The following is an 18,037-nucleotide window of genomic DNA, read 5'->3' as shown; positions in this document are numbered from 1 at the left end:
CCCGGCAGCACGCCCGAGGGCGGGTCAGTACTGCGCCTGGAGGTGCTGCCAGAAGCCGTCGCGCAGGGCCCGGCGCAGGTGGGCGTGGCCGCGGAGGGAGTGCTGGAGGAGGCGTTCGGCCTCGACCAGCAGGTCCTGGTCGACGGAGCCCGGGAGGTAGGGGTGGCCGGGGAGCAGGTCGACGAGGGATTCGCGGCCGCGGGCGGCGAGCCAGGCGGTGGCGATCCGGGCGCCGACGAGGCGGACGTCCTCGCGGGAGGGGGCCGGGGTGTCGTCCTCGTACGTGGTGACCGGGCGCCGGGTGACGTAGGGGCGGCAGAAGTCCAGGTCGAAGGTGCGCTGGCTGTCGACCTCCCAGAGCAGCGGTTCGGCCTGGTTGCGGCCTTCGGCGGCCTCGATGCCCCAGAGGTGGACGCGGGCCCCGTACCCCTGGGCGGCCTCGACCGCCGAGACCAGGTCCTCGTCGCCGCCGATGAGGGCCGCGTCGCTGATGGCCCGGTGCCGGGCGAGCGATTCGAGGTCGGTGCGGATGAGGGAGTCGACGCCCTTCTGCTGGTTGTTGGCGTTGAGGTTGCCCAGCCGCACCTTGACGTCCGGCAGTTCGGCGATGGCCTGCTGCTCGGTGGTGTGGATGCGGCGTCTGGCCCCGTCGTACCAGTAGACGCGCAGCAGCCGGCTGTCCGCGAAGATCGTGCGGGCCCGGTCGATGAAGGCCTCGATCAGCCCCTCCGCGTCCAGGTCGAAGGAGCGGCGGTCCTCGGTGCCGGTGACGAGCAGCCCGGCCGCGGCGTACACATAGCCCGCGTCCACGAAGATGGCGTGCGTGGAGGGGGTCTTGGCGACCTCCATGAGCATGCGCTGGAGCAGTTCGTTGGTGCGGTCCAGTCGTTCCGCGATATCCGCCGGGTACTTAGACATCCAAAAAATTTCCTTAGCGTAGGGAATGTTTGTACCAGGCAAGCCGTTGTCACATGCAAGGAACCGACGAGACGAAGGGAAGCCCTGTGCGCTTCGAGATCATGCGACTCGACGACGTCGACGGTACCGCCGTGGACAGCACCGTCGTGGACGCCGCCTCCGTCGACCGGATCGTGCGGCAGGCCGCGGCCACGGGTCAGCGCGTCTACATCCGGCCGGCCGGAAGCTCGGCTTCATAACGCCCCGCGTACCGCCGCAGGCAGGACGGCGCCCCCGCACGGAAGGCCGTGCGGGGGCGCCGCGGTGTGCGGGGCCGGCCTCAGGAGGTCTGGACGACCTGGGTGACACCGTTGATGATCTGCTGTACGGCGATAGCCGAGAGCATCATCCCGGCGAGCCGGGTCACCAGGACCACCCCGCCGTCCTTGATGATCCGGATGATCACCAGCGAGTAGCGCATCGCCAGCCAGAGCACCACGTGCATGGCCACGATCGCGGACCACACGGAGAGCTGGCCGCCGAACCCGTCGGCGTGCTGCACGGCCAGGATGACCGAGACGATCGCGCCGGGACCGGCCAGCAGCGGCATGCCCAGGGGCACGAGCGCCACGTTGACGTCCTTGGTCTGCGTCGGCTGCTCCGTCTTGCCGGTCAGCAGGTCCAGCGCGATGAGCAGCAGGAGGAGTCCGCCCGCGATCATCAGGGCGGGGACGGAGACATGCAGATAGTCCAGGATCTGCTGGCCCAGCAGACCGAAGACGGCGATCACGCCGAAGGCGACCGCCACCGCCTGGAGCGCCATCCTGCGCTGCACCTTGGCGGGGCGGCCCGCGGTGAGGGCCAGGAAGATCGGGGTGATTCCGGGCGGATCCATAATCACAAAAAGGGTGAGAAAGAGGGATCCGAAGACAGCGACGTCGAACACAGTGAGCCTTGCGAGAGATGAGCGGGCGGTACGGAGGTGCGCACCCCTGCCCTCCGCCGTCGGCGCACGACGGCGGAGGGCAGGGGTGCGCGGGAGTGGAACGTGGTGCGGTACGGGGAAGGGGCGGGCCCGTGAGGCCCTAGCGGCGGCCCGCTCCGCCCGCGCCCGGCACCGGGAAGGCTCCCGTGGCGCGCCGGGTGATCTCGCCGTAGATCTCCGGGTCGGTGGTGTACTCGCCGAGCCGGACGGTCTTCCGGCTGCCGTGGTAGTCGCTGGAGCCGGTGGTCAGGAGCCCCAGCTCCCGGGCGAGACCGCGCAGCCGGGCCCGGGTGGGCCCGTCGTGGTCCATGTGGTCGACCTCGATGCCGTCGAGGCCCGCCGCGGCGAGCGCGGCCAGCTCGGTCTCGGGGACCACTTCACCGCGTTTGGCGGCCGCGGGGTGGGCGAGGACGGTGACACCGCCCGCCGCCCTGACCAGCCGGACCGCCTCGAAGGGGTCCAGCTCGTGCTTCTCGGCGTAGGCCCGGCCGCCGTTGCCCAGCCAGTCGGGTGTGAAGGCGTCGGAGACCGTGTCCACGACCCCCAGCTCGACGAGGGCGGCGGCCACGTGCGGGCGGCCGACCGAGCCGTCCCCGGCGATCCGGGCGACCTGCTCCCAGCTGATGGGCACTTCGAGGGCGCGGAGCTTGCGGACCATCTCCTGGGCGCGCGGCACCCGGTCGTCCCGGACCAGCTCGCGCTCGCGCTCCAGCTCGGGGTCGGCGGGGTCGAAGAGGTACGCCAGCATGTGCAGGCCCACCCCGCCCAGCCGGCAGGACAGTTCGGCGCCGGTGACCAGGGTGAGCCCCTCGGGCAGCGCGTCGACGGCCTGCTGGTGGCCGCCGACGGTGTCGTGGTCGGTCAGCGCGACGACGTCCAGCCCCGCGGCGGCGGCGTTGGCGACCAGCTCGGCGGGGGTGTCCGTACCGTCCGAAGCGGTGGAGTGGGTGTGCAGGTCGATGCGCACGACGGCTGACTCCGGGGCTCGCGGGCGGACGGGGGACCGCTCAAGGATAACCGGCGCAGGTCAGGCCCCCGGCCGCGTACGGACCGCCCCGGTGTGACCTACCGCTCCCCGTGCCCCTGCCGGGGCGGGGCCTCCGGCACGGCCAGGAGGCGGGGGGTCAGCGCGCCGCAGGGGACGAGGTCGACCTCTCCCCCGGCGTCCCGCAGGTCCGTCAGCACCAGCTCGTCGTAGAGCAGCAGCCCCGACTGCTCGGGCCACAGGATCGCCCAGAGCCAGAGGCCGCGCGCCTCGCCCGCGAAGACCGCCCGGTCCTCGGGGGCGCTCCGGACGTGCCAGAGCGGGGTGGGGCGGCCGGCCGCGTGGACCTTGGCGTCGGGTGCCCCGTCGACGTTCAGCCGGTCGCCGGGGTCGGGGCCGGCGATCCCGGCGTACCGGGCACCGAGCCCGACCCCCAGCTCCTCGGCGACGAGCAGCATCTCGCCCATGCCGCCCAGCGGTCCGGGGCCCGAGCAGGCGACGACGGTCGCACGGCCGCCGCTGCGGTCGTCACCCGCGCTCGCCACACCCGTGAACAGCCAGCCCACGGGGAGCGGCCACGGCATCCAGACGGGCACCTGCGAGCGGTGCACCACCACGCCGAGCGCCTCGACGCTCGGCGGGACGACCGGCTGCATCGGGTGCACCTGGCCGTGCGCGGTGCACTGCCAGGCGTCGGCGAAGAGGCCGGGCGCCCTGACCCGGCCACCGCACTTCGGGCAACTGGGTTCGCCCCTCATAGAGCCCCACGGTCCTCCCCGCCGGTCGCCGCGTCAAGGACGATCACCCTTCCGCAGCGTGGCCGCCCCGCCGGGAGGCGGCCGCCCCCTCCGTACGCCGGTTCAGTCCAGCGGTACGGAGGTGCGGAGGGGATCACGCAGGTCCGTCCCGTGCGTGAGCCACCGCTCCTGGAGCTCCTGGGCGCCGCGCACCCGCTTCCAGGCGGCCTCGTTGGGAGTCATCGGCAGCAGCGGCAGGAAGCGGACCGGGTCCATCGGCCCGTCCAGCTCCAGGTCCTCCACCAGCCCCCCGGACTCCGCCACCAGCACCGAGGTGAACGGGGCGCCGGGCCAGAGCGGGTCCCCCAGGTCCAGCGAGGCGCCCGGGGCCACGACCACTCCCTCCACCTGCGGGGAGGCGGCCAGCACGGCGAGGGGGCGCAGCACCTGGTCGGTGGCGGCGAGCCCGGCCCGTACGGAGAGGACCAGCTCGGCGCGCGGTCCCTTCACCGGGTCGGCCAGCGGCGAGGTGGGGTCGGCCATCGGCTGCCCGGACATGCCGAGCGTGGCGTACCGCACCACATCGCCGTCGAGGAAGCGGAGCACCTCGATGCGGTCCGTGCCGAGGAACGTCACATCGGCGCGGGCGTCCGGCTCCCCGAGGGCCGAGCGGAGCCGGGCTTCGACCAGAGCGAGAATTTCTGCCATCCGGCGAGCATAGAGTGCGCGCACAGTGGGCAAAGTAAGGGATTCGCCCGGGACGGCTGATAGCCTGGCCGCCGGTCGGGACAGCACGCAGAAGCGTCGCTCTCTCAGTCCCGACGACACGTCGTCCCCCACGGGGGACCGGCCGGAGGAGGTGGGGACTGCTATGGATCCAAGTCGACCGTGCAGTACCGATCACCCTTCCGCGCATCGCGTCTCCCGCTGAACCCCCTGTTCAGCCATCCGTTGAACTGACGCTCCGCCGGGCTTCCCGGCTCCCCTTTCAACGGTCGTGCCGTTCGCCGCGCGGAAGACACTTCCGTATCTCTTTCTCTGCCTGTCTGTTGCGAACGCCGTCATCGCGCCCGCGCGGTGGAGCCCGCTTTGCGGACGTGCGCGCACGTCCCCATTCCGGGCTGTTCCACGCCCTCGCCGACGGCCCTCCGTGAAGGAGCCAGCCATGTCGATGATCCGTGACCTGCGCGCCGCCGTGCGCCCGTCCCTGCGTCCGTCCTTCCGCAAGAACACCGCCCCTTACAGCGCCTACGACACCACTCGCGATCCCTCCGCCTCCACCGCCGTCGTCGACTGCGCGGTCTACCGCGACGGCCGCCGCCTGGAGGGGCCCACCACCCCGACCCCGCACGAGGCGATGCTCGGAGTGCGGGAGAAGGGCGGCTTCGCCTGGATCGGGCTGCACGAGCCGACGGAGGAGGAATTCGCGGGGATCGCCCGGGAGTTCGGGCTCCACCCGCTCGCCGTCGAGGACGCCGTCCACGCCCACCAGCGGCCCAAGCTGGAGCGGTACGACGACACGCTGTTCACCGTCTTCAAGACCATCCACTACGTGGAGCACGCCGAACTGACCGCGACCAGCGAGGTGGTGGAGACCGGTGAGGTGATGTGCTTCACCGGCCGGGACTTCGTCATCACCGTCCGGCACGGGGGCCAGGGCTCCCTGCGCGGCCTGCGCCACCGCCTCCAGGAGGACCCGGAGCTGCTGGCCAAGGGCCCCTCCGCCGTGCTGCACGCCGTGGCCGACCATGTCGTCGACGGGTACATCGCGGTGGCGGAGGCGGTGCAGGACGACATCGACGAGGTGGAGATCGATGTCTTCTCCACCCCGGCCAAGGGCGGCCGGCGCGGTTCGGACGCGGGGCGGATCTACCAGCTCAAGCGGGAGGTGCTGGAGTTCAAGCGGGCCGTGTCGCCGCTGCTGCGGCCGATGCAGCTGCTGAGCGAGCGGCCGATGCGGCTGATCGACCCGGACATCCAGAAGTACTTCCGGGACGTGGCCGACCACCTCGCCCGGGTCCAGGAGGAGGTCATCGGCTTCGACGAGCTGCTGAACTCGATCCTCCAGGCCAATCTGGCGCAGGCGACCGTCGCCCAGAACGAGGACATGCGCAAGATCACCTCCTGGGCGGCGATCATCGCCGTCCCCACGGCGATCTGCGGGATCTACGGCATGAACTTCGACTACATGCCGGAGCTGGAGTGGAAGTACGGCTATCCGCTGGTGCTCGGGCTCATCGGCGCGGTCTGCTTCTCCATCCACCGCATCCTGAAGCGCAACGGCTGGCTGTGACCACCGGGGCGGTACGGAGGGGCTATGGTCCCGGCCATGAGTGATGGTGCGGAGAACCTGCTGGAGAGGGCCCTCGTCGAGGAGGCCACCAAGAAGTCCGGCCTGGTCTGGGTGGGCTCCACCGGGCCCGCCCGGGCCGTCTGGCACGTCTGGCACGAGGGCGCGGCCCACCTGGTCGGGGACGGCCCCGGCGAGCAGCCGCTGCCCGCCGGGCTCACCGACGGGGGGAGCGCCGAGGTGACCGTGCGCAGCAAGGACAAAGGCGGCCGGATCGTCGCCTGGACCGCGAGCGTACGGGTGCTGGCGCCGCGCTCCGAGGAGTGGGAGGCGGCCGTGGCCGAGCTGAAGGGCAAGCGGCTGAACGCGCCGGACGCCGAGGTGATGACGGAGCGCTGGGCGAAGGAGTGCACGGTGGTGCGGCTCACGCCCGCGTCGGTGAGCACCGAGGTGCCGGACACCTCGCTGGCCGCCGCCCCGCTGCCGACCGGGGCCACCACCCGGCGGCCCGTACCGGCCGCGCTCCCCCGGCTGCTGCTGAAGCGGCGCCGGAGGGGCTGACGGCTGCCGGGTGGTGCGTCAGCCGGCGGACTTGGGGAGCTGGCCGCCGTAGTCCACGGTGTCGTCGTCCTTCGGGGCCTCCAGGGGGAAGGCGCGCCCCCAGTCGGCCAGGGTGACGGTGCCCCCGCCGCCGCCGCGCGCCACCCGTACCGGGTACGGCTTGCCCTCCAGGGAGACGTCGAGCGCCCCGCCCTCGCCCTTGCCGCCCAGGAGCTGGATGGTGCGGTGGCCGGTGACGGTGTCCCTGGCCCCCTTGTTCAGGGTGCCGTGCAGCGTCAGCAGGCCGTCCAGCAGGACCTTCTTGTCGGTGAAGCCGCGCAGCTGGCCGTAGCTGGGGTCGCCCTCGGGGACCTTGACGTACTTGCCGCCCAGCTTCTCGGCGGCCTCCTGGTCGGAGCCGCCGGCCTTGCCGCCGTCGTCGTGGGTCCAGAAGTCGGCGTCGGCCTTGATGAAGAGTTCGTCCTCGACGCGCAGCAGGGCGAAGCTCCGCTGCTTGGAGGAGACCGATCCCGTGCCGCCCTTGTCGCTGAGCTTCATGTTCAGCACGTAGGTGCCGCCCTTGGTGACCAGGGTGCCCGCGAGCCGGACACCGTCGGCGCTGTCGGCCGCCGCTCTGGCCTTCGTGTCGATCTGCTCCGCCGGAAGTCTGCCGATCCCGTTGGTCCCCTCGTCCGGGTCCTCGCCCGCGCAGGCGGTGAGAGCCGCGACGAGCCCACCGCAGAGAACGACGGCGAGCGCGGTCCGGCGATGATTCCGGACGGCCGGGGCAAAAGAGGTCACGGGCGTACTGCCTCTCAACGGCGATCGGGGGCAGAGCGCAGCGTACCCGGGCTCCGGGCACCGTCCGGAGCCAGCCGTACGGACGGGTCCGCCGGGGCGCTCCACGACGGCAACGGCTAGCCTGATCATGGCGTACGGCGTGCGCGTACGGCGGAACACACCGGTCCGCAACCGTGCCGGCCGGACCGGCACGACGCGAGCGACAAGGAGGCGGAGCATGGCGGCAGGGGCCCCCAGGGTCTTCGTCTCGCACCTCGCCGGGGTGCCCGTGTTCGACCCGAACGGGGACCAGGTCGGCCGGGTCCGTGACCTGGTGGCGATGTTGCGGGTCGGACCTCGGCCGCCGCGCATCCTGGGCCTGGTCGTCGAGGTGATCAGCCGGCGGCGGATCTTCCTGCCGATGACCCGGGTGACGGGCGTCGAGTCGGGCCAGGTCATCACCACCGGCGTGGTCAACATGCGGCGCTTCGAGCAGCGGCCCACCGAACGGCTCGTCCTCGGCGAGTTCCTCGACCGCCGGGTGCGGCTGGTGGAGACCGAGGAGGAGGTCACCGTCCTGGACGTGGCGATCCAGCAGCTGCCCGCCCGCCGGGACTGGGAGATCGACAAGTACTTCGTCCGCAAGGGGCGCGGCGGGGCGCTGCGCCGCAAGGGCGAGACGCTGACGGTGGAGTGGTCGGCGGTGAGCGGCTTCTCGCTGGAGGAGCACGGGCAGGGCGCGGAGAACCTGGTCGCCACGTTCGAGCGGCTGCGCCCGGCCGATGTGGCCAACGCCCTGCACCACCTCTCCCCCAAGCGCCGGGTGGAGGTGGCCGCCGCGCTGGACGACGACCGGCTGGCCGACGTCCTGGAGGAGCTGCCCGAGGACGACCAGGTGGAGATCCTGGGCAAGCTCAAGGAGGAGCGGGCCGCCGACGTCCTGGAGGCGATGGACCCGGACGACGCGGCCGACCTGCTCTCGGAGCTGCCCGAGGAGGACAAGGAGCGGCTGCTGACCCTGATGCGCCCGGACGACGCCGCCGACGTACGCCGTCTGATGTCGTACGAGGAGCGGACGGCGGGCGGTCTGATGACCACCGAGCCGATCGTGCTGCGGCCGGACGCCACCGTGGCCGACGCCCTCGCCCGGGTCCGGCAGCAGGACCTGTCCCCGGCGCTCGCCGCCCAGGTGTACGTGTGCCGCTCCCCCGACGAGACGCCGACCGGGAAGTACCTGGGCACCGTGCACTTCCAGCGGCTGCTGCGCGATCCGCCGTTCACCCTGGTCAGCTCGATCGTCGACAGCGATCTGGTGCCGCTGCCCCCGGACACCCCGCTGCCGACCGTGACCAGCTATCTGGCCGCGTACAACCTGGTCTCGGCCCCCGTGGTGGACGAGAGCGGCTCCCTCCTGGGCGCGGTGACGGTGGACGACGTGCTGGACCACCTGCTGCCGGAGGACTGGCGCGAGACCGACTTCCACGGTGAGGGGGGCATCCGCCATGGCCGGTGAGGAGCGGTCGAAGGCCGCGTCGACGGGCTCGTCGGGGCTGACGCGGCCGCCGCGCGCCCGGCTCGACCAGCCGAAGGCGCCGGGGCTGAAGCTGCTGCCGGAGTACGACCCGGAGGCGTTCGGCCGGTTCTCGGAGCGGATCGCGCGGTTCCTGGGGACCGGGCGGTTCATCGTCTGGATGACGCTGATCATCATCGTCTGGGTGGCGTGGAACGTCTGGGCGCCGAAGGAGCTGCGCTGGGACGAGTACCCGTTCATCTTCCTGACCCTGATGCTCTCGCTCCAGGCCTCGTACGCGGCCCCGCTGATCCTGCTGGCCCAGAACCGGCAGGACGACCGCGACCGGGTCACCCACGAGCAGGACCGCAAGCAGAACGAGCGGTCCATCGCCGACACCGAGTACCTCAGCCGGGAGATCGCGGCGCTGCGGATGGGCCTGGGCGAGGTGGCCACCCGGGACTGGATCCGGTCGGAGCTGCAGGACATGGTGCGGGACATGGAGGAGCGCCGGATCGTGCGGACGTCCGAGAGTGACGAAGGCGACCGCAGAGGTCCTACCCGCCCGTAGGGCCCGGCGCCGTAACATCGTCGGTATGGCTACGGAAGACGCGGTGCTTGAGGCACTGGCGACAGTGAACGACCCGGAGATCCACCGCCCGATCACCGAGCTGGGCATGGTGAAATCGGTCGAGATCGATCCTGACGGTGCAGTCGCTGTCACGGTGTATCTCACGGTCTCCGGCTGCCCGATGCGCGACACGATCACCAGGAACGTGGAAGAGGCCGTCTCCCGGGTGGAGGGCGTCTCCCGGGTCTCGGTCACCCTCGACGTGATGAGCGACGAGCAGCGCAAGGACCTGGCGAGCTCGCTGCGCGGCGGCACGGCCGAGCGCGAGGTGCCCTTCGCCAAGCCCGGCTCGCTGACCCGGGTGTACGCGGTCGCCTCCGGCAAGGGCGGCGTCGGCAAGTCCTCGGTGACGGTCAACCTGGCGGCGGCGATGGCGGCCGACGGGCTGAAGGTCGGTGTCGTGGACGCGGACATCTACGGGCACAGCGTGCCCCGGATGCTCGGTGCGGACGGCAAGCCCACCCAGGTCGAGAACATGATCATGCCGCCGTCCTCGCACGGCGTGAAGGTCATCTCCATCGGCATGTTCACCCCGGGCAACGCGCCCGTGGTGTGGCGCGGCCCGATGCTCCACCGGGCGCTCCAGCAGTTCCTGGCCGACGTGTACTGGGGCGACCTGGACGTCCTGCTGCTGGACCTGCCGCCGGGCACCGGTGACATCGCGATCTCGGTGGCCCAGCTCGTGCCGAACGCGGAGATCCTGGTGGTCACCACCCCGCAGCAGGCGGCGGCCGAGGTGGCGGAGCGGGCCGGTTCCATCGCCGTGCAGACCCACCAGAAGATCGTCGGCGTCGTGGAGAACATGTCGGGCATGCCGTGTCCGCACTGCGACGAGGTGGTCGACGTCTTCGGCTCGGGCGGCGGCGCGCGGGTCGCGGAGGGGCTGACCCGGACGGTCGGCGCGGAGGTGCCGGTGCTGGGCGCGATCCCGATCGACGTACGGCTGCGCGAGGGCGGCGACGAGGGCAAGCCCGTGGTCCTGTCCGACCCGGACTCCCCGGCGGGCAGCGCGCTGCGGGCCATCGCACGGAAGCTGGGCGGCCGGCAGCGCGGTCTGTCGGGCATGTCGCTGGGGATCACCCCGCGCAACAAGTTCTGAACCCCGCCGCTCCTGAGCGCCGTACGAGCCCGGTCTCCCCGGCCCGTACGGCGCTCACGTGTCTCCGGTCGGAGCCCCTAGGCGTAGCTCTCGATGTCCTTGATGACCGAGAACCCCAGCCCGTACGCGCTCATCCCTCGCCCGTACGCCCCGATGTGCACGCCCTCGTGCGCCGACCCGGCGAGCACCCAGCCGAACTCGGACTCGCGGTAGTGGAACTCCACCGGAACCCCGTCCACCGGCAGGGAGAGCGTCGTCCAGGGCGCGGAGGCGAGGTCGTCGGCGAGGGTGAACGCCGTCTCCGTCTGCTGGTCCAGCCAGTCGTCGCGCAGGGTGTGGTCCATCTGCGCCGGCCAGGTGTAGGCCAGCAGCCCCGAGCCGGCCAGCCAGGCCGCCGAGGAGACCGTGGTGGCGTCCAGGACGCCCGTACCGTCGCCGGTGCGCCGCACGGGGCTCGCGGCGACCGTGATGACGGCCGCGAAGCGCTCCTTCTCGGCGGCGGAGCCGTCCGTCTTCACCGAGGGCTCGTCACCGTGGCCGGTGGAGCCGTGCTGCACGGTGCCGTCCGCCGCCGTGCCGACCTGCATCAGCCAGCGGGCGCCGGTGAAGGCGTCGTCCAGGCCGTACCAGGGGAACGGCGCCTCCAGATAGCCGTCGACGGTACGCCGCCGGGCCGCCGGCACCTCCTCCGCCGTGACCGTGCCAGGGGCACCGTCCGTATCCACCCGACTCGTCGTCTCCATCTGAGCGGCCGCCTCCTCGATCAGTTCTGATCCGGAGCGGCCCGCCCCCCGCGGGCGTGGGCGTCCTCGCAACCGGACAGATGGAGAATAGCCATACCGTCCGGGCGAGTCGGGATTGACCTGGCGTCAGGTGGCGTCCGCGTCGAACGGCGGACGCTCGGGCTGCGCCTGCTGCGGGGCCTTCTTCAGCAGGTCAGGGGTGGTGTCACCGGTCTTGGTGAGGCTGGGGGCGGTGGTGGTGGCCGGTGCGCCCGCCGCTCCGTCGGCCGCACTGTTGGCGGAATCCGGTGCCGGGGTGCGCCCGTTGACCGCGTCCGTGACGTCGGACAGCTCCTTGCGCAGGTCGAAGCTCTCGCGGATCTCCTTCAGCCCCAGGTCGTCGTTGCCGTCCATGAGCTGCTTGCGGACGAACGTCTTGGGGTTGAGGTCCTCGAACTCGAAGTCCTTGAACTGCGGGCCAAGCTCCGTACGGATGTCTTCCTTGGCGCTGTCCGAGAACTCACGGATCTTGCGGATGGTGCGCGTCAGGTCCTGGATGAGCTTGGGCAGCTTGTCGGGGCCGAAGACCAGCACGGCCAGGACACCGATGGTCAGCAGCTCCAGTGCGCCTATGTCATTGAACACCTAGCTGCTCCTCGTGTTCTCCGCGTGTTCTCCGCCTGAAACCGACATTCCCGGCAGGCTGGGGGGTGCCCGGACCGCTCAACGGTACCTGGCCGACCTGTCCGGGCGGTACCTCGCCATGGCGCTCACGTGCCGCTCGACGAACCGAGCGTCAACGTCATGGTCAGTTCCTCGCCACCCCGGGTGAGCCGCAGCTCCAGCCGGTCGCCCGGGCGGTGGGCGCGGATCTTGACGATCAGCTCCTCGCCGCTGTGCACCCGCTGGCCCTGGACGGCGGTGATGACGTCGCCGGACTTGATGCCCGCCTTGGCCGCGGGGCCGTCCTTGGTGACCGCGGGGCCGTCCTCGGCGCCCTTCGTGCCGACCTTGGCTCCGTCGCCGGTGAACTTCATGTCCAGCGTGACGCCGATCACGGGGTGGGTCGCCCGGCCGGTGTTGATCAGCTCCTCGGCGACGCGCTTGCCCTGGTTGATCGGTATCGCGAAGCCGAGGCCGATGGAGCCGGACTGGCCGCCGCGCTCGGGGCCCTTGCCGCTGTCGGCGGCGCGGATGGCGCTGTTGATGCCGATGACGTGGGCCTGGGTGTCGACGAGCGGGCCGCCGGAGTTGCCCGGGTTGATCGGGGCGTCGGTCTGGAGGGCGTCGACATAGCTGATGTCGCTGCCGTCGCCCTTCTCGCCGCCCGCGGTGATGGGGCGCTGCTTGGCGCTGATGATGCCCGAGGTGACCGTGTTGGAGAGGTCGAAGGGGGCGCCGATGGCCACCACCGGGTCGCCCACCTGGACGTTGTCGGAGTTGCCGAGCGGCAGGGGCTTGAGGCCGGAGACCCCGCGGACCTTGACGACGGCGAGGTCGTAGCCGCTGTCCTTGCCGACCAGCTCGGCGGTGGCCGTCTCGCCGCTGCTGAACGTCACGGTGATGTCGCCGGTGGTCCCGGCCGGGGCGACGACGTGGTTGTTGGTGAGGATGTGGCCCCGGTTGTCGAGGACGAACCCGGTGCCGGTGCCGGACTCGGCGGTGCCGCTGACGTGCAGGGTGACCACGCTCGGCAGGGCGCTGGCGGCGATGCCCGCGACGCTCTCGGGGGCCCGGTCGGTGGTGGTGCGGCTCGCCTGGGGCAGCTCGACGGTGGTCAGGCCGCCGTTGCGCTCGATGTAGGCGCCGACCCCGCCGCCGATGCCGCTGGCGACCAGGGTGAGCAGCAGCACCCCGGCGAAGGCCCCGCCGCGCCGGTTCTTCCGCCGCCCCGGCTCGGTCCCGGCGGGCGGCCCCACCTGCGTCAACGGCTGCCCGGGCGCCGCCCAGGGGTCGTACTGCCCCCACTGCGCGGGGACGGGGGCGGGCTGTTGCGGTACGGCGGTGGGCTGCGGCGGTACGGGGGCGGAGTGGCCCGGTACGCCGGTGGGCGGCGGCACCGGGGAGGGGTGCTGCGGCGAGGGGACGGCTGCCCGCGGGGGTACGGGGGTGCCGTGGGCCGGGGTCGGCCGCTGCACCGGCGGCGCGGGGGCCCAGGGGCCGGGGTCGCCGTACGGCGGGGTGCTGTAGGCGTCGGGCTCGTGCAGCGGGGCCCCGGACGGGCGGGGCAGATGGGCCGGCTGCGGCTCCTGGCCCGCGGTCGGTGCGGGAACACCCGTCGGTGCGGAAGCACCCGTCGGTGCGGGAACATCCGCCGAAGCGGGAGCACCCGTCGGCGTGGCGGCCTCGCCGGACGGGACGGCGTCGGCGGGTGCGGGAGTGCCGGTCGGCGCGGGGGCGTCGGCGGGCACGGAAGCCGTCGGGTGGCCGGGGGTGCCCGCCTGGCCCGGGTCGGCGGGGTCGCCGGCGCCGGGCGGGGCCGTGGGCGTGTCCTCGCCCGGGGCCCGGCCCTCCGGCTCCGTGCGGCCGGACCGCCCCGTCGTGGGACGGCTCCACCACTTCGCCTGGGGCCCGGTGGGCTTCCCGTCGTCCATGCTCTCTCCGCAACTGGCCTCTGCACGCCCCACAGAGGCGTCCCTCCCCGGAATTCAACCAGGTTTGCGAATCTCCCCGCAGGGCCCCGTAAGGGATCGGCCGGGGAACGGGTGCGGATCGGCCAGGGATCGGCCGGGCGACGGCCGATCCCGGTCAGCGTCGGGGTGCCAGCGGGCTCGCCAGGTCGTTGGTCGGGGCCGGACGGGTCTCCGGGGGCGAGGAGGCCGGCGGGGCGCTCGCCTTCGCCGTCGATCCGCCGCCCAGGACCGCCGCGAGCAACGGGGTGGAGCCACCGGTCGGACGTATGAGCGGGGGCACGGACACGTTCAGCACGGGGAACGTGAAGGGGTGCCCGCCCAGGGGGGAGGAGAGGAGCGGCGGGGCCGTCGTCTGCGCCCGCGGGAGCAGGGGCGGCTTCGCCGTCGGGGCGACGGACGCCGGGGGCGGGGTGAGCGCGGGCGCGGGCCGGTGCGAGCCGGTCGACGAGATGTCGGCCGCCGACCGGTTGACGACGAGGCGGTCGCCGCCGACGGACTGGCCGCCCCCGCGACGGCTCACGGCCTCGTTCGAGCCGCCGGCACGGGTCTCCGCGTCGAGCGGGGTCACGCTGCTCCCGCTGCCCTCGGCGCGCAGGAGGGGATCCTGGGCGGAGTCCAGCGGCAGGGTGCCGCCGAGCGCGATGGCCGCCAGGGAGACGGCACCGGCCGCCGCGAAGGCGAAGCGCCGGCCGCGCCAGGGCGAACGCTCGGCGTCCCGGGCCATGTCGTGTATGCGGAAGGCGGAACGGGAGCCGCCCGGCAGCACCGCGGTGGAGCCGTGGGCGGTGGGGAGATACCCGAAGTCGGCCGGCGCGGAGGGGCGCACGGCGTCGCGGCGGGTGGAGCCGGAGGACCGCAGCGGGGGGAAGAACTCGTCGGCGAACGGGCCGCCGGAGCCGAAGGGCCTGCCGGAGCCGGTGTCGTCGCCGCCGGGACCGCCGGGAAGGCCCTGGAGACGGGCCAGGAACCCCTCGGAGGGCGAGGGTGCGGCGGACATGGCGAAGGCGCTCTTGAGGCGGCGCTGGGCGTCGGCCTCGACCTTGCACCGGGCGCAGGTGGCCAGATGGGCGAGGACCCGCTCACGGGCGTCATGGTTCAGCTCGCCGTCGACCAGCGCGGCGAGCCGGTCGCCCAGATGCGCTTCCGCAGGGGTGGGACCGGTCGGACCTGTGCCACTCACGCCGTTCCGCCCTCCCCTGCCAGGACCGCGTCCGCCAGGGAGCGCTGCTCGGCGCGGGCTTCGGGCGAACGGTGCTTGAGCGCCTTGCGCAGATGCGAACGGCCGCGGTGGATACGGCTGCGCACGGTGCCGAGCTTCACGCCGAGGGTGGCGGCGATCTCCTCGTAGCTGAGGCCCTCGATGTCGCAGAGGACGACCGCGGCCCGGAACTCGGGCGCGAGGGTGTCCAGCGCCTGCTGCACGTCGGCGTCGAAGTGGGTGTCGTTGAAGACCTGCTGCGGGGACGGCTCCCGGCTGGGCAGCCGCTCGGCCGCGTCGTCGCCGAGGGAGTCGAAGCGGATGCGCTGCTTCCGGCGGACCATGTCGAGGAAGAGATTGGTGGTGATGCGGTGCAGCCAGCCCTCGAAGGTGCCGGGCGTGTACGTCGACAGCGAGCGGAAGACTCTGACGAAGACCTCCTGCGTGAGGTCCTCGGCGTCGTGCTGGTTCCCCGTCAGCCGGTAGGCAAGGCGGTACACGCGACCGCTGTGCGTGCTGACGATCTCTTCCCATGAGGGCGGGGTCCACGCCTGGGCATCCGCATCGGAGGCGAAGGTCGCGGTCGGTGCGGATACTTCGGAAGAACGGTCAGCAATGTTGGTCACGGATTTCGGCTCACCGGCCGACCTGAGAAGGCGCCGCAGCACCCCGCCCCGATCCACAGGCGCAGCCGCACCTCCCCTATCGGCTCTGGTGGTGTCCAGTGGAGCCCCTACCATAGCCACCTCGCCCGTTAGCTCCGGATAAGCCTTTTCCCTGCTGGGGCCGGGCGTCGCCCGGAACTTCACCGCAGCTCACCGGTCCGATCCGCGGGCCGGCACGCCGCGCTTTCCCCACTCCTTGCACAACGCCCGGTCCCATCTGCGGGTTCCCGGGTCCAGCGGATACAGTCACCGTTGCGCCAACTACGGGGACAGGAGAGGGTCATTACCGCCAACCGGCAGACGAGCTTCGTCCTCGCCGACTCCTTTGTCGCCGAGGACGAAGCTCTGCACCGGGCCCGGGAGCGGGCCCGTGAGCTGGGGATCCGCTCGGTGTCGCCCGGCACCGGCGCCGCGCTGCGCCTGCTGGCCGGTGCCGCGGACGCCAAGGCGGTGGCGGAGATCGGTACGGGCACGGGCGTGTCCGGCATCTATCTGCTGCACGGGATGCGGCCCGACGGCGTGCTGACCACGGTGGACCCGGAGCCCGAGCGCCAGCAGTTCGCCCGGGAGGCGTTCCGCGAGGCGGGCTTCGCCTCCAACCGGGCCCGTTTCATCCCCGGCCGGGCGCTGGACGTCCTGCCCCGGCTCGCGGACGGCGGCTACGACCTCGTCTTCTGCGACGGCGACCGGTTGGAGAGCCTCGACTGCCTCGCTGAATCGTTGCGCCTGCTGCGCCCCGGTGGCCTGGTCTGCTTCGAGGGCGTCTTCGCCGACGGCCGCACGGTCGACTCCGCCGCCCAGCCGGCCGAGGTGCTGCGGCTGCGGGAGCTGCTGCGCGCGGTCCGCGACAGCCAGGAGCTGATGCCGACGCTGCTGCCGGTGGGCGACGGGCTGCTCTGCGCGGTCCGGCGCGGCTGACCGCCGTACGTCTTCCCTCGCGGGCGTCCCGCGGGGAACGCACCGCTGCCCGGTACGGAGACCGTACCGGGCAGCGGTGGAAGGTGATGGGCGTTACGCGTCAGCCGACGACCTTCTTCAGTGCGTCGCCGAGGGCATCGGCCTCGTCCGGAGTCAGCTCGACAACAAGCCGACCGCCGCCTTCGAGCGGAACGCGCATGACGATGCCCCGCCCCTCCTTTGTCACCTCGAGCGGGCCGTCGCCCGTCCGCGGCTTCATGGCCGCCATGCTCGTTCCCCTTCCTGAAACCAGCTCATCGCAACCGGCGGCCCCATGACAGGCGCTGCCTCACCGGCATCGAACACATTGCTTCTCCACCATTATCCCGCATCAACGACCCCGATGACCAACATCGCTCTGCATCGCTTGTGCAACGCGCTCTCTCAAAACCACCCAATTCGGGGATGCGGCTGCGATACTTCGCCGCCCCGGGGCCTCGGACGGGAGCCGATTGTTAGACGCAGGTCACATCTGCGGCCCGTCCCCCGTCGGCCATGCTTGCCTGCAGGGGCAACGATGCCCGAGCAGCGAGGGGATGGACCGCAATGGCCGACGAGCAGGCGAACACCGTGCTGTACGACGTGAGCGAGGGGCTCGCGACGATCACGCTCAACCGACCCGACGCGATGAACGCGCTGAACACGGCGGCGAAGGTCGCGCTCCGGGACGCGCTGCTGGAGGCGTCGGCGGACCCCGCGGTACGGGCGGTGCTGCTCACGGCCACCGGGCGCGCCTTCTGCGTCGGCCAGGACCTCAAGGAGCACGTCGCGACGCTGGCGGAGACCCGTGAGACGGGCGACGGGAACGCGCTGAGCACCGTGCGGGAGCACTACAACCCGATCGTGCGGGCCATCACGGAGATGCCGAAGCCGGTCGTCGCCGGCGTGAACGGGGTCGCGGCCGGGGCCGGGTTCGGTTTCGCCCTGGCGGCCGACTACCGGGTGGTGGCGGACACCGCCTCCTTCAACACCTCGTTCGCCGGGGTCGCGCTGACCGCGGACTCGGGCGTGTCCTGGACCCTGCCGCGGCTGATCGGGCAGACCCGCGCGGCGGACCTGCTGTTCTTCCCCCGGTCGGTCTCCGCCCAGGACGCGCTGGAGCTGGGCCTCGTCAACCGCGTGGTGCCCGCCGCCGAGCTGGCCGACCGGGCGGCGGAGGTGGCCCGCACCCTGGCCGCCGGGCCCACGGTGGCGTACGCGGGGCTGAAGGCGTCCATGGCCTACGGCGCCGGGCACCCGCTGGCCGAGGCGCTGGAGAAGGAGGACGAACTCCAGACCCTGGCGGGCGCGTCGCAGGACCACACCATCGCGGTGGAGGCCTTCCTCAAGAAGGAGAAGCCGGTCTACCTGGGGAAGTAGCCCCTCGGCCGACCGGGGAGCGGCCGGTCTCCGGGCCCGGGAGCGGCCC

20 protein-coding genes are annotated in these 18,037 nt (G+C 72.4%); 8 read left to right on the top strand and 12 right to left on the bottom strand.

Annotated features, from left to right (window positions below):
• Positions 1-24: 24 nt before the first annotated feature.
• Positions 25-918, bottom strand: a complete 894-nt coding sequence (locus tag ACQ9ZG_RS23030) for an NYN domain-containing protein (protein WP_028416249.1) — start codon at positions 916-918, stop codon at positions 25-27.
• 86 nt (positions 919-1,004) lie between these two features.
• Here ACQ9ZG_RS23030 and ACQ9ZG_RS23025 point away from each other — a divergent pair, with 86 nt between their 5' ends.
• Positions 1,005-1,157 (top strand): DUF8834 family protein, encoded by a 153-nt coding sequence (locus ACQ9ZG_RS23025; protein WP_018489166.1) that lies wholly within the window; start codon positions 1,005-1,007, stop codon positions 1,155-1,157.
• Between the two features lie 80 nt (positions 1,158-1,237).
• Here ACQ9ZG_RS23025 and ACQ9ZG_RS23020 read toward each other — a convergent pair whose 3' ends face one another.
• The 4 genes from ACQ9ZG_RS23020 to ACQ9ZG_RS23005 form a co-directional block, all read right to left on the bottom strand.
• Complete coding sequence (locus ACQ9ZG_RS23020) at positions 1,238-1,843, bottom strand: MarC family protein (protein ID WP_026237731.1); 606 nt, start codon at positions 1,841-1,843, stop codon at positions 1,238-1,240.
• A gap of 139 nt (positions 1,844-1,982) precedes the next feature.
• Complete coding sequence (locus tag ACQ9ZG_RS23015) at positions 1,983-2,849, bottom strand: PHP domain-containing protein (protein WP_109915190.1); 867 nt, start codon at positions 2,847-2,849, stop codon at positions 1,983-1,985.
• A gap of 98 nt (positions 2,850-2,947) precedes the next feature.
• A complete protein-coding gene (locus tag ACQ9ZG_RS23010) occupies positions 2,948-3,625 on the bottom strand; it encodes a DUF6758 family protein (RefSeq protein WP_109915189.1) in 678 nt (225 codons plus the stop codon).
• A 102-nt stretch (positions 3,626-3,727) separates the two neighbouring features.
• Complete coding sequence (locus ACQ9ZG_RS23005) at positions 3,728-4,312, bottom strand: suppressor of fused domain protein (RefSeq protein WP_028416246.1); 585 nt, start codon at positions 4,310-4,312, stop codon at positions 3,728-3,730.
• Between the two features lie 457 nt (positions 4,313-4,769).
• Between ACQ9ZG_RS23005 and ACQ9ZG_RS23000 the strand changes: the two genes are divergently transcribed.
• Together ACQ9ZG_RS23000 and ACQ9ZG_RS22995 are read left to right on the top strand one after the other, a co-directional pair.
• Positions 4,770-5,897: a magnesium and cobalt transport protein CorA gene (locus ACQ9ZG_RS23000; protein WP_109915188.1), complete on the top strand. Its 1,128-nt coding sequence runs from the start codon at positions 4,770-4,772 to the stop codon at positions 5,895-5,897.
• A 36-nt stretch (positions 5,898-5,933) separates the two neighbouring features.
• A complete protein-coding gene (locus tag ACQ9ZG_RS22995) occupies positions 5,934-6,455 on the top strand; it encodes a hypothetical protein (protein ID WP_099220557.1) in 522 nt (173 codons plus the stop codon).
• Positions 6,456-6,473: 18 nt separating this feature from the next.
• On the opposite strand, the gene ACQ9ZG_RS22990 is transcribed toward ACQ9ZG_RS22995, so the two are convergent.
• On the bottom strand, positions 6,474-7,235 hold the full coding sequence (locus tag ACQ9ZG_RS22990; RefSeq protein ID WP_028416243.1) for a hypothetical protein: 762 nt from the start codon (positions 7,233-7,235) through the stop codon (positions 6,474-6,476).
• 217 nt (positions 7,236-7,452) lie between these two features.
• Here ACQ9ZG_RS22990 and ACQ9ZG_RS22985 point away from each other — a divergent pair, with 217 nt between their 5' ends.
• Genes ACQ9ZG_RS22985 through ACQ9ZG_RS22975 form a run of 3 tightly spaced genes read left to right on the top strand, consistent with a single transcriptional unit; the run spans position 7,453 to position 10,454 of the window.
• Positions 7,453-8,727: a magnesium transporter MgtE N-terminal domain-containing protein gene (locus tag ACQ9ZG_RS22985; protein ID WP_028416242.1), complete on the top strand. Its 1,275-nt coding sequence runs from the start codon at positions 7,453-7,455 to the stop codon at positions 8,725-8,727.
• A complete protein-coding gene (locus ACQ9ZG_RS22980) occupies positions 8,717-9,295 on the top strand; it encodes a DUF1003 domain-containing protein (RefSeq protein WP_028416241.1) in 579 nt (192 codons plus the stop codon). Before ACQ9ZG_RS22985 ends, ACQ9ZG_RS22980 begins: the two co-directional genes overlap by 11 nt.
• Positions 9,296-9,320: 25 nt before the next feature.
• A complete protein-coding gene (locus tag ACQ9ZG_RS22975) occupies positions 9,321-10,454 on the top strand; it encodes an Mrp/NBP35 family ATP-binding protein (RefSeq protein ID WP_026237734.1) in 1,134 nt (377 codons plus the stop codon).
• A gap of 77 nt (positions 10,455-10,531) precedes the next feature.
• Here ACQ9ZG_RS22975 and ACQ9ZG_RS22970 read toward each other — a convergent pair whose 3' ends face one another.
• The 5 genes from ACQ9ZG_RS22970 to sigE form a co-directional block, all read right to left on the bottom strand.
• A complete protein-coding gene (locus ACQ9ZG_RS22970) occupies positions 10,532-11,197 on the bottom strand; it encodes a hypothetical protein (protein WP_026237735.1) in 666 nt (221 codons plus the stop codon).
• A gap of 126 nt (positions 11,198-11,323) precedes the next feature.
• Positions 11,324-11,821 carry a sec-independent translocase gene (locus ACQ9ZG_RS22965; protein ID WP_019763096.1) on the bottom strand — a complete coding sequence of 166 codons (498 nt, stop codon included), beginning with the start codon at positions 11,819-11,821 and terminating at the stop codon, positions 11,324-11,326.
• 125 nt (positions 11,822-11,946) lie between these two features.
• Positions 11,947-13,770 (bottom strand): S1C family serine protease, encoded by a 1,824-nt coding sequence (locus tag ACQ9ZG_RS22960; protein WP_499281185.1) that lies wholly within the window; start codon positions 13,768-13,770, stop codon positions 11,947-11,949.
• Positions 13,771-13,924: 154 nt separating this feature from the next.
• Positions 13,925-14,989, bottom strand: coding sequence for an anti-sigma factor family protein (locus tag ACQ9ZG_RS22955; RefSeq protein ID WP_499281184.1), 1,065 nt, complete (start codon positions 14,987-14,989; stop codon positions 13,925-13,927).
• Complete coding sequence (sigE, locus tag ACQ9ZG_RS22950; protein WP_175512372.1) at positions 14,986-15,747, bottom strand: RNA polymerase sigma factor SigE; 762 nt, start codon at positions 15,745-15,747, stop codon at positions 14,986-14,988. Before sigE ends, ACQ9ZG_RS22955 begins: the two co-directional genes overlap by 4 nt.
• Before the next feature lie 177 nt (positions 15,748-15,924).
• Here sigE and ACQ9ZG_RS22945 point away from each other — a divergent pair, with 177 nt between their 5' ends.
• A complete protein-coding gene (locus tag ACQ9ZG_RS22945) occupies positions 15,925-16,590 on the top strand; it encodes an O-methyltransferase (RefSeq protein WP_028416237.1) in 666 nt (221 codons plus the stop codon).
• Between the two features lie 100 nt (positions 16,591-16,690).
• Here the strand turns inward: ACQ9ZG_RS22945 and ACQ9ZG_RS22940 are convergent, their stop codons facing one another.
• Entirely contained in the window at positions 16,691-16,858 is a 168-nt protein-coding gene (locus ACQ9ZG_RS22940) for a DUF3117 domain-containing protein (protein ID WP_003966491.1), read from the bottom strand.
• 317 nt (positions 16,859-17,175) lie between these two features.
• On the opposite strand from ACQ9ZG_RS22940, the gene chcB reads away from it, so the two are divergent.
• Positions 17,176-17,988: a 2-cyclohexenylcarbonyl CoA isomerase gene (gene chcB, locus ACQ9ZG_RS22935; RefSeq protein WP_499281183.1), complete on the top strand. Its 813-nt coding sequence runs from the start codon at positions 17,176-17,178 to the stop codon at positions 17,986-17,988.
• Positions 17,989-18,037 lie beyond the last annotated feature (49 nt).

The sequence above is a fragment of the Streptomyces araujoniae genome (genome assembly GCF_050871195.1).
GTDB classification, from domain to species: domain Bacteria; phylum Actinomycetota; class Actinomycetes; order Streptomycetales; family Streptomycetaceae; genus Streptomyces; species Streptomyces bacillaris.
The sequence above is the reverse complement of the archived record's forward strand: the minus strand, read 5'-3'. Positions and strand labels throughout refer to the sequence as shown.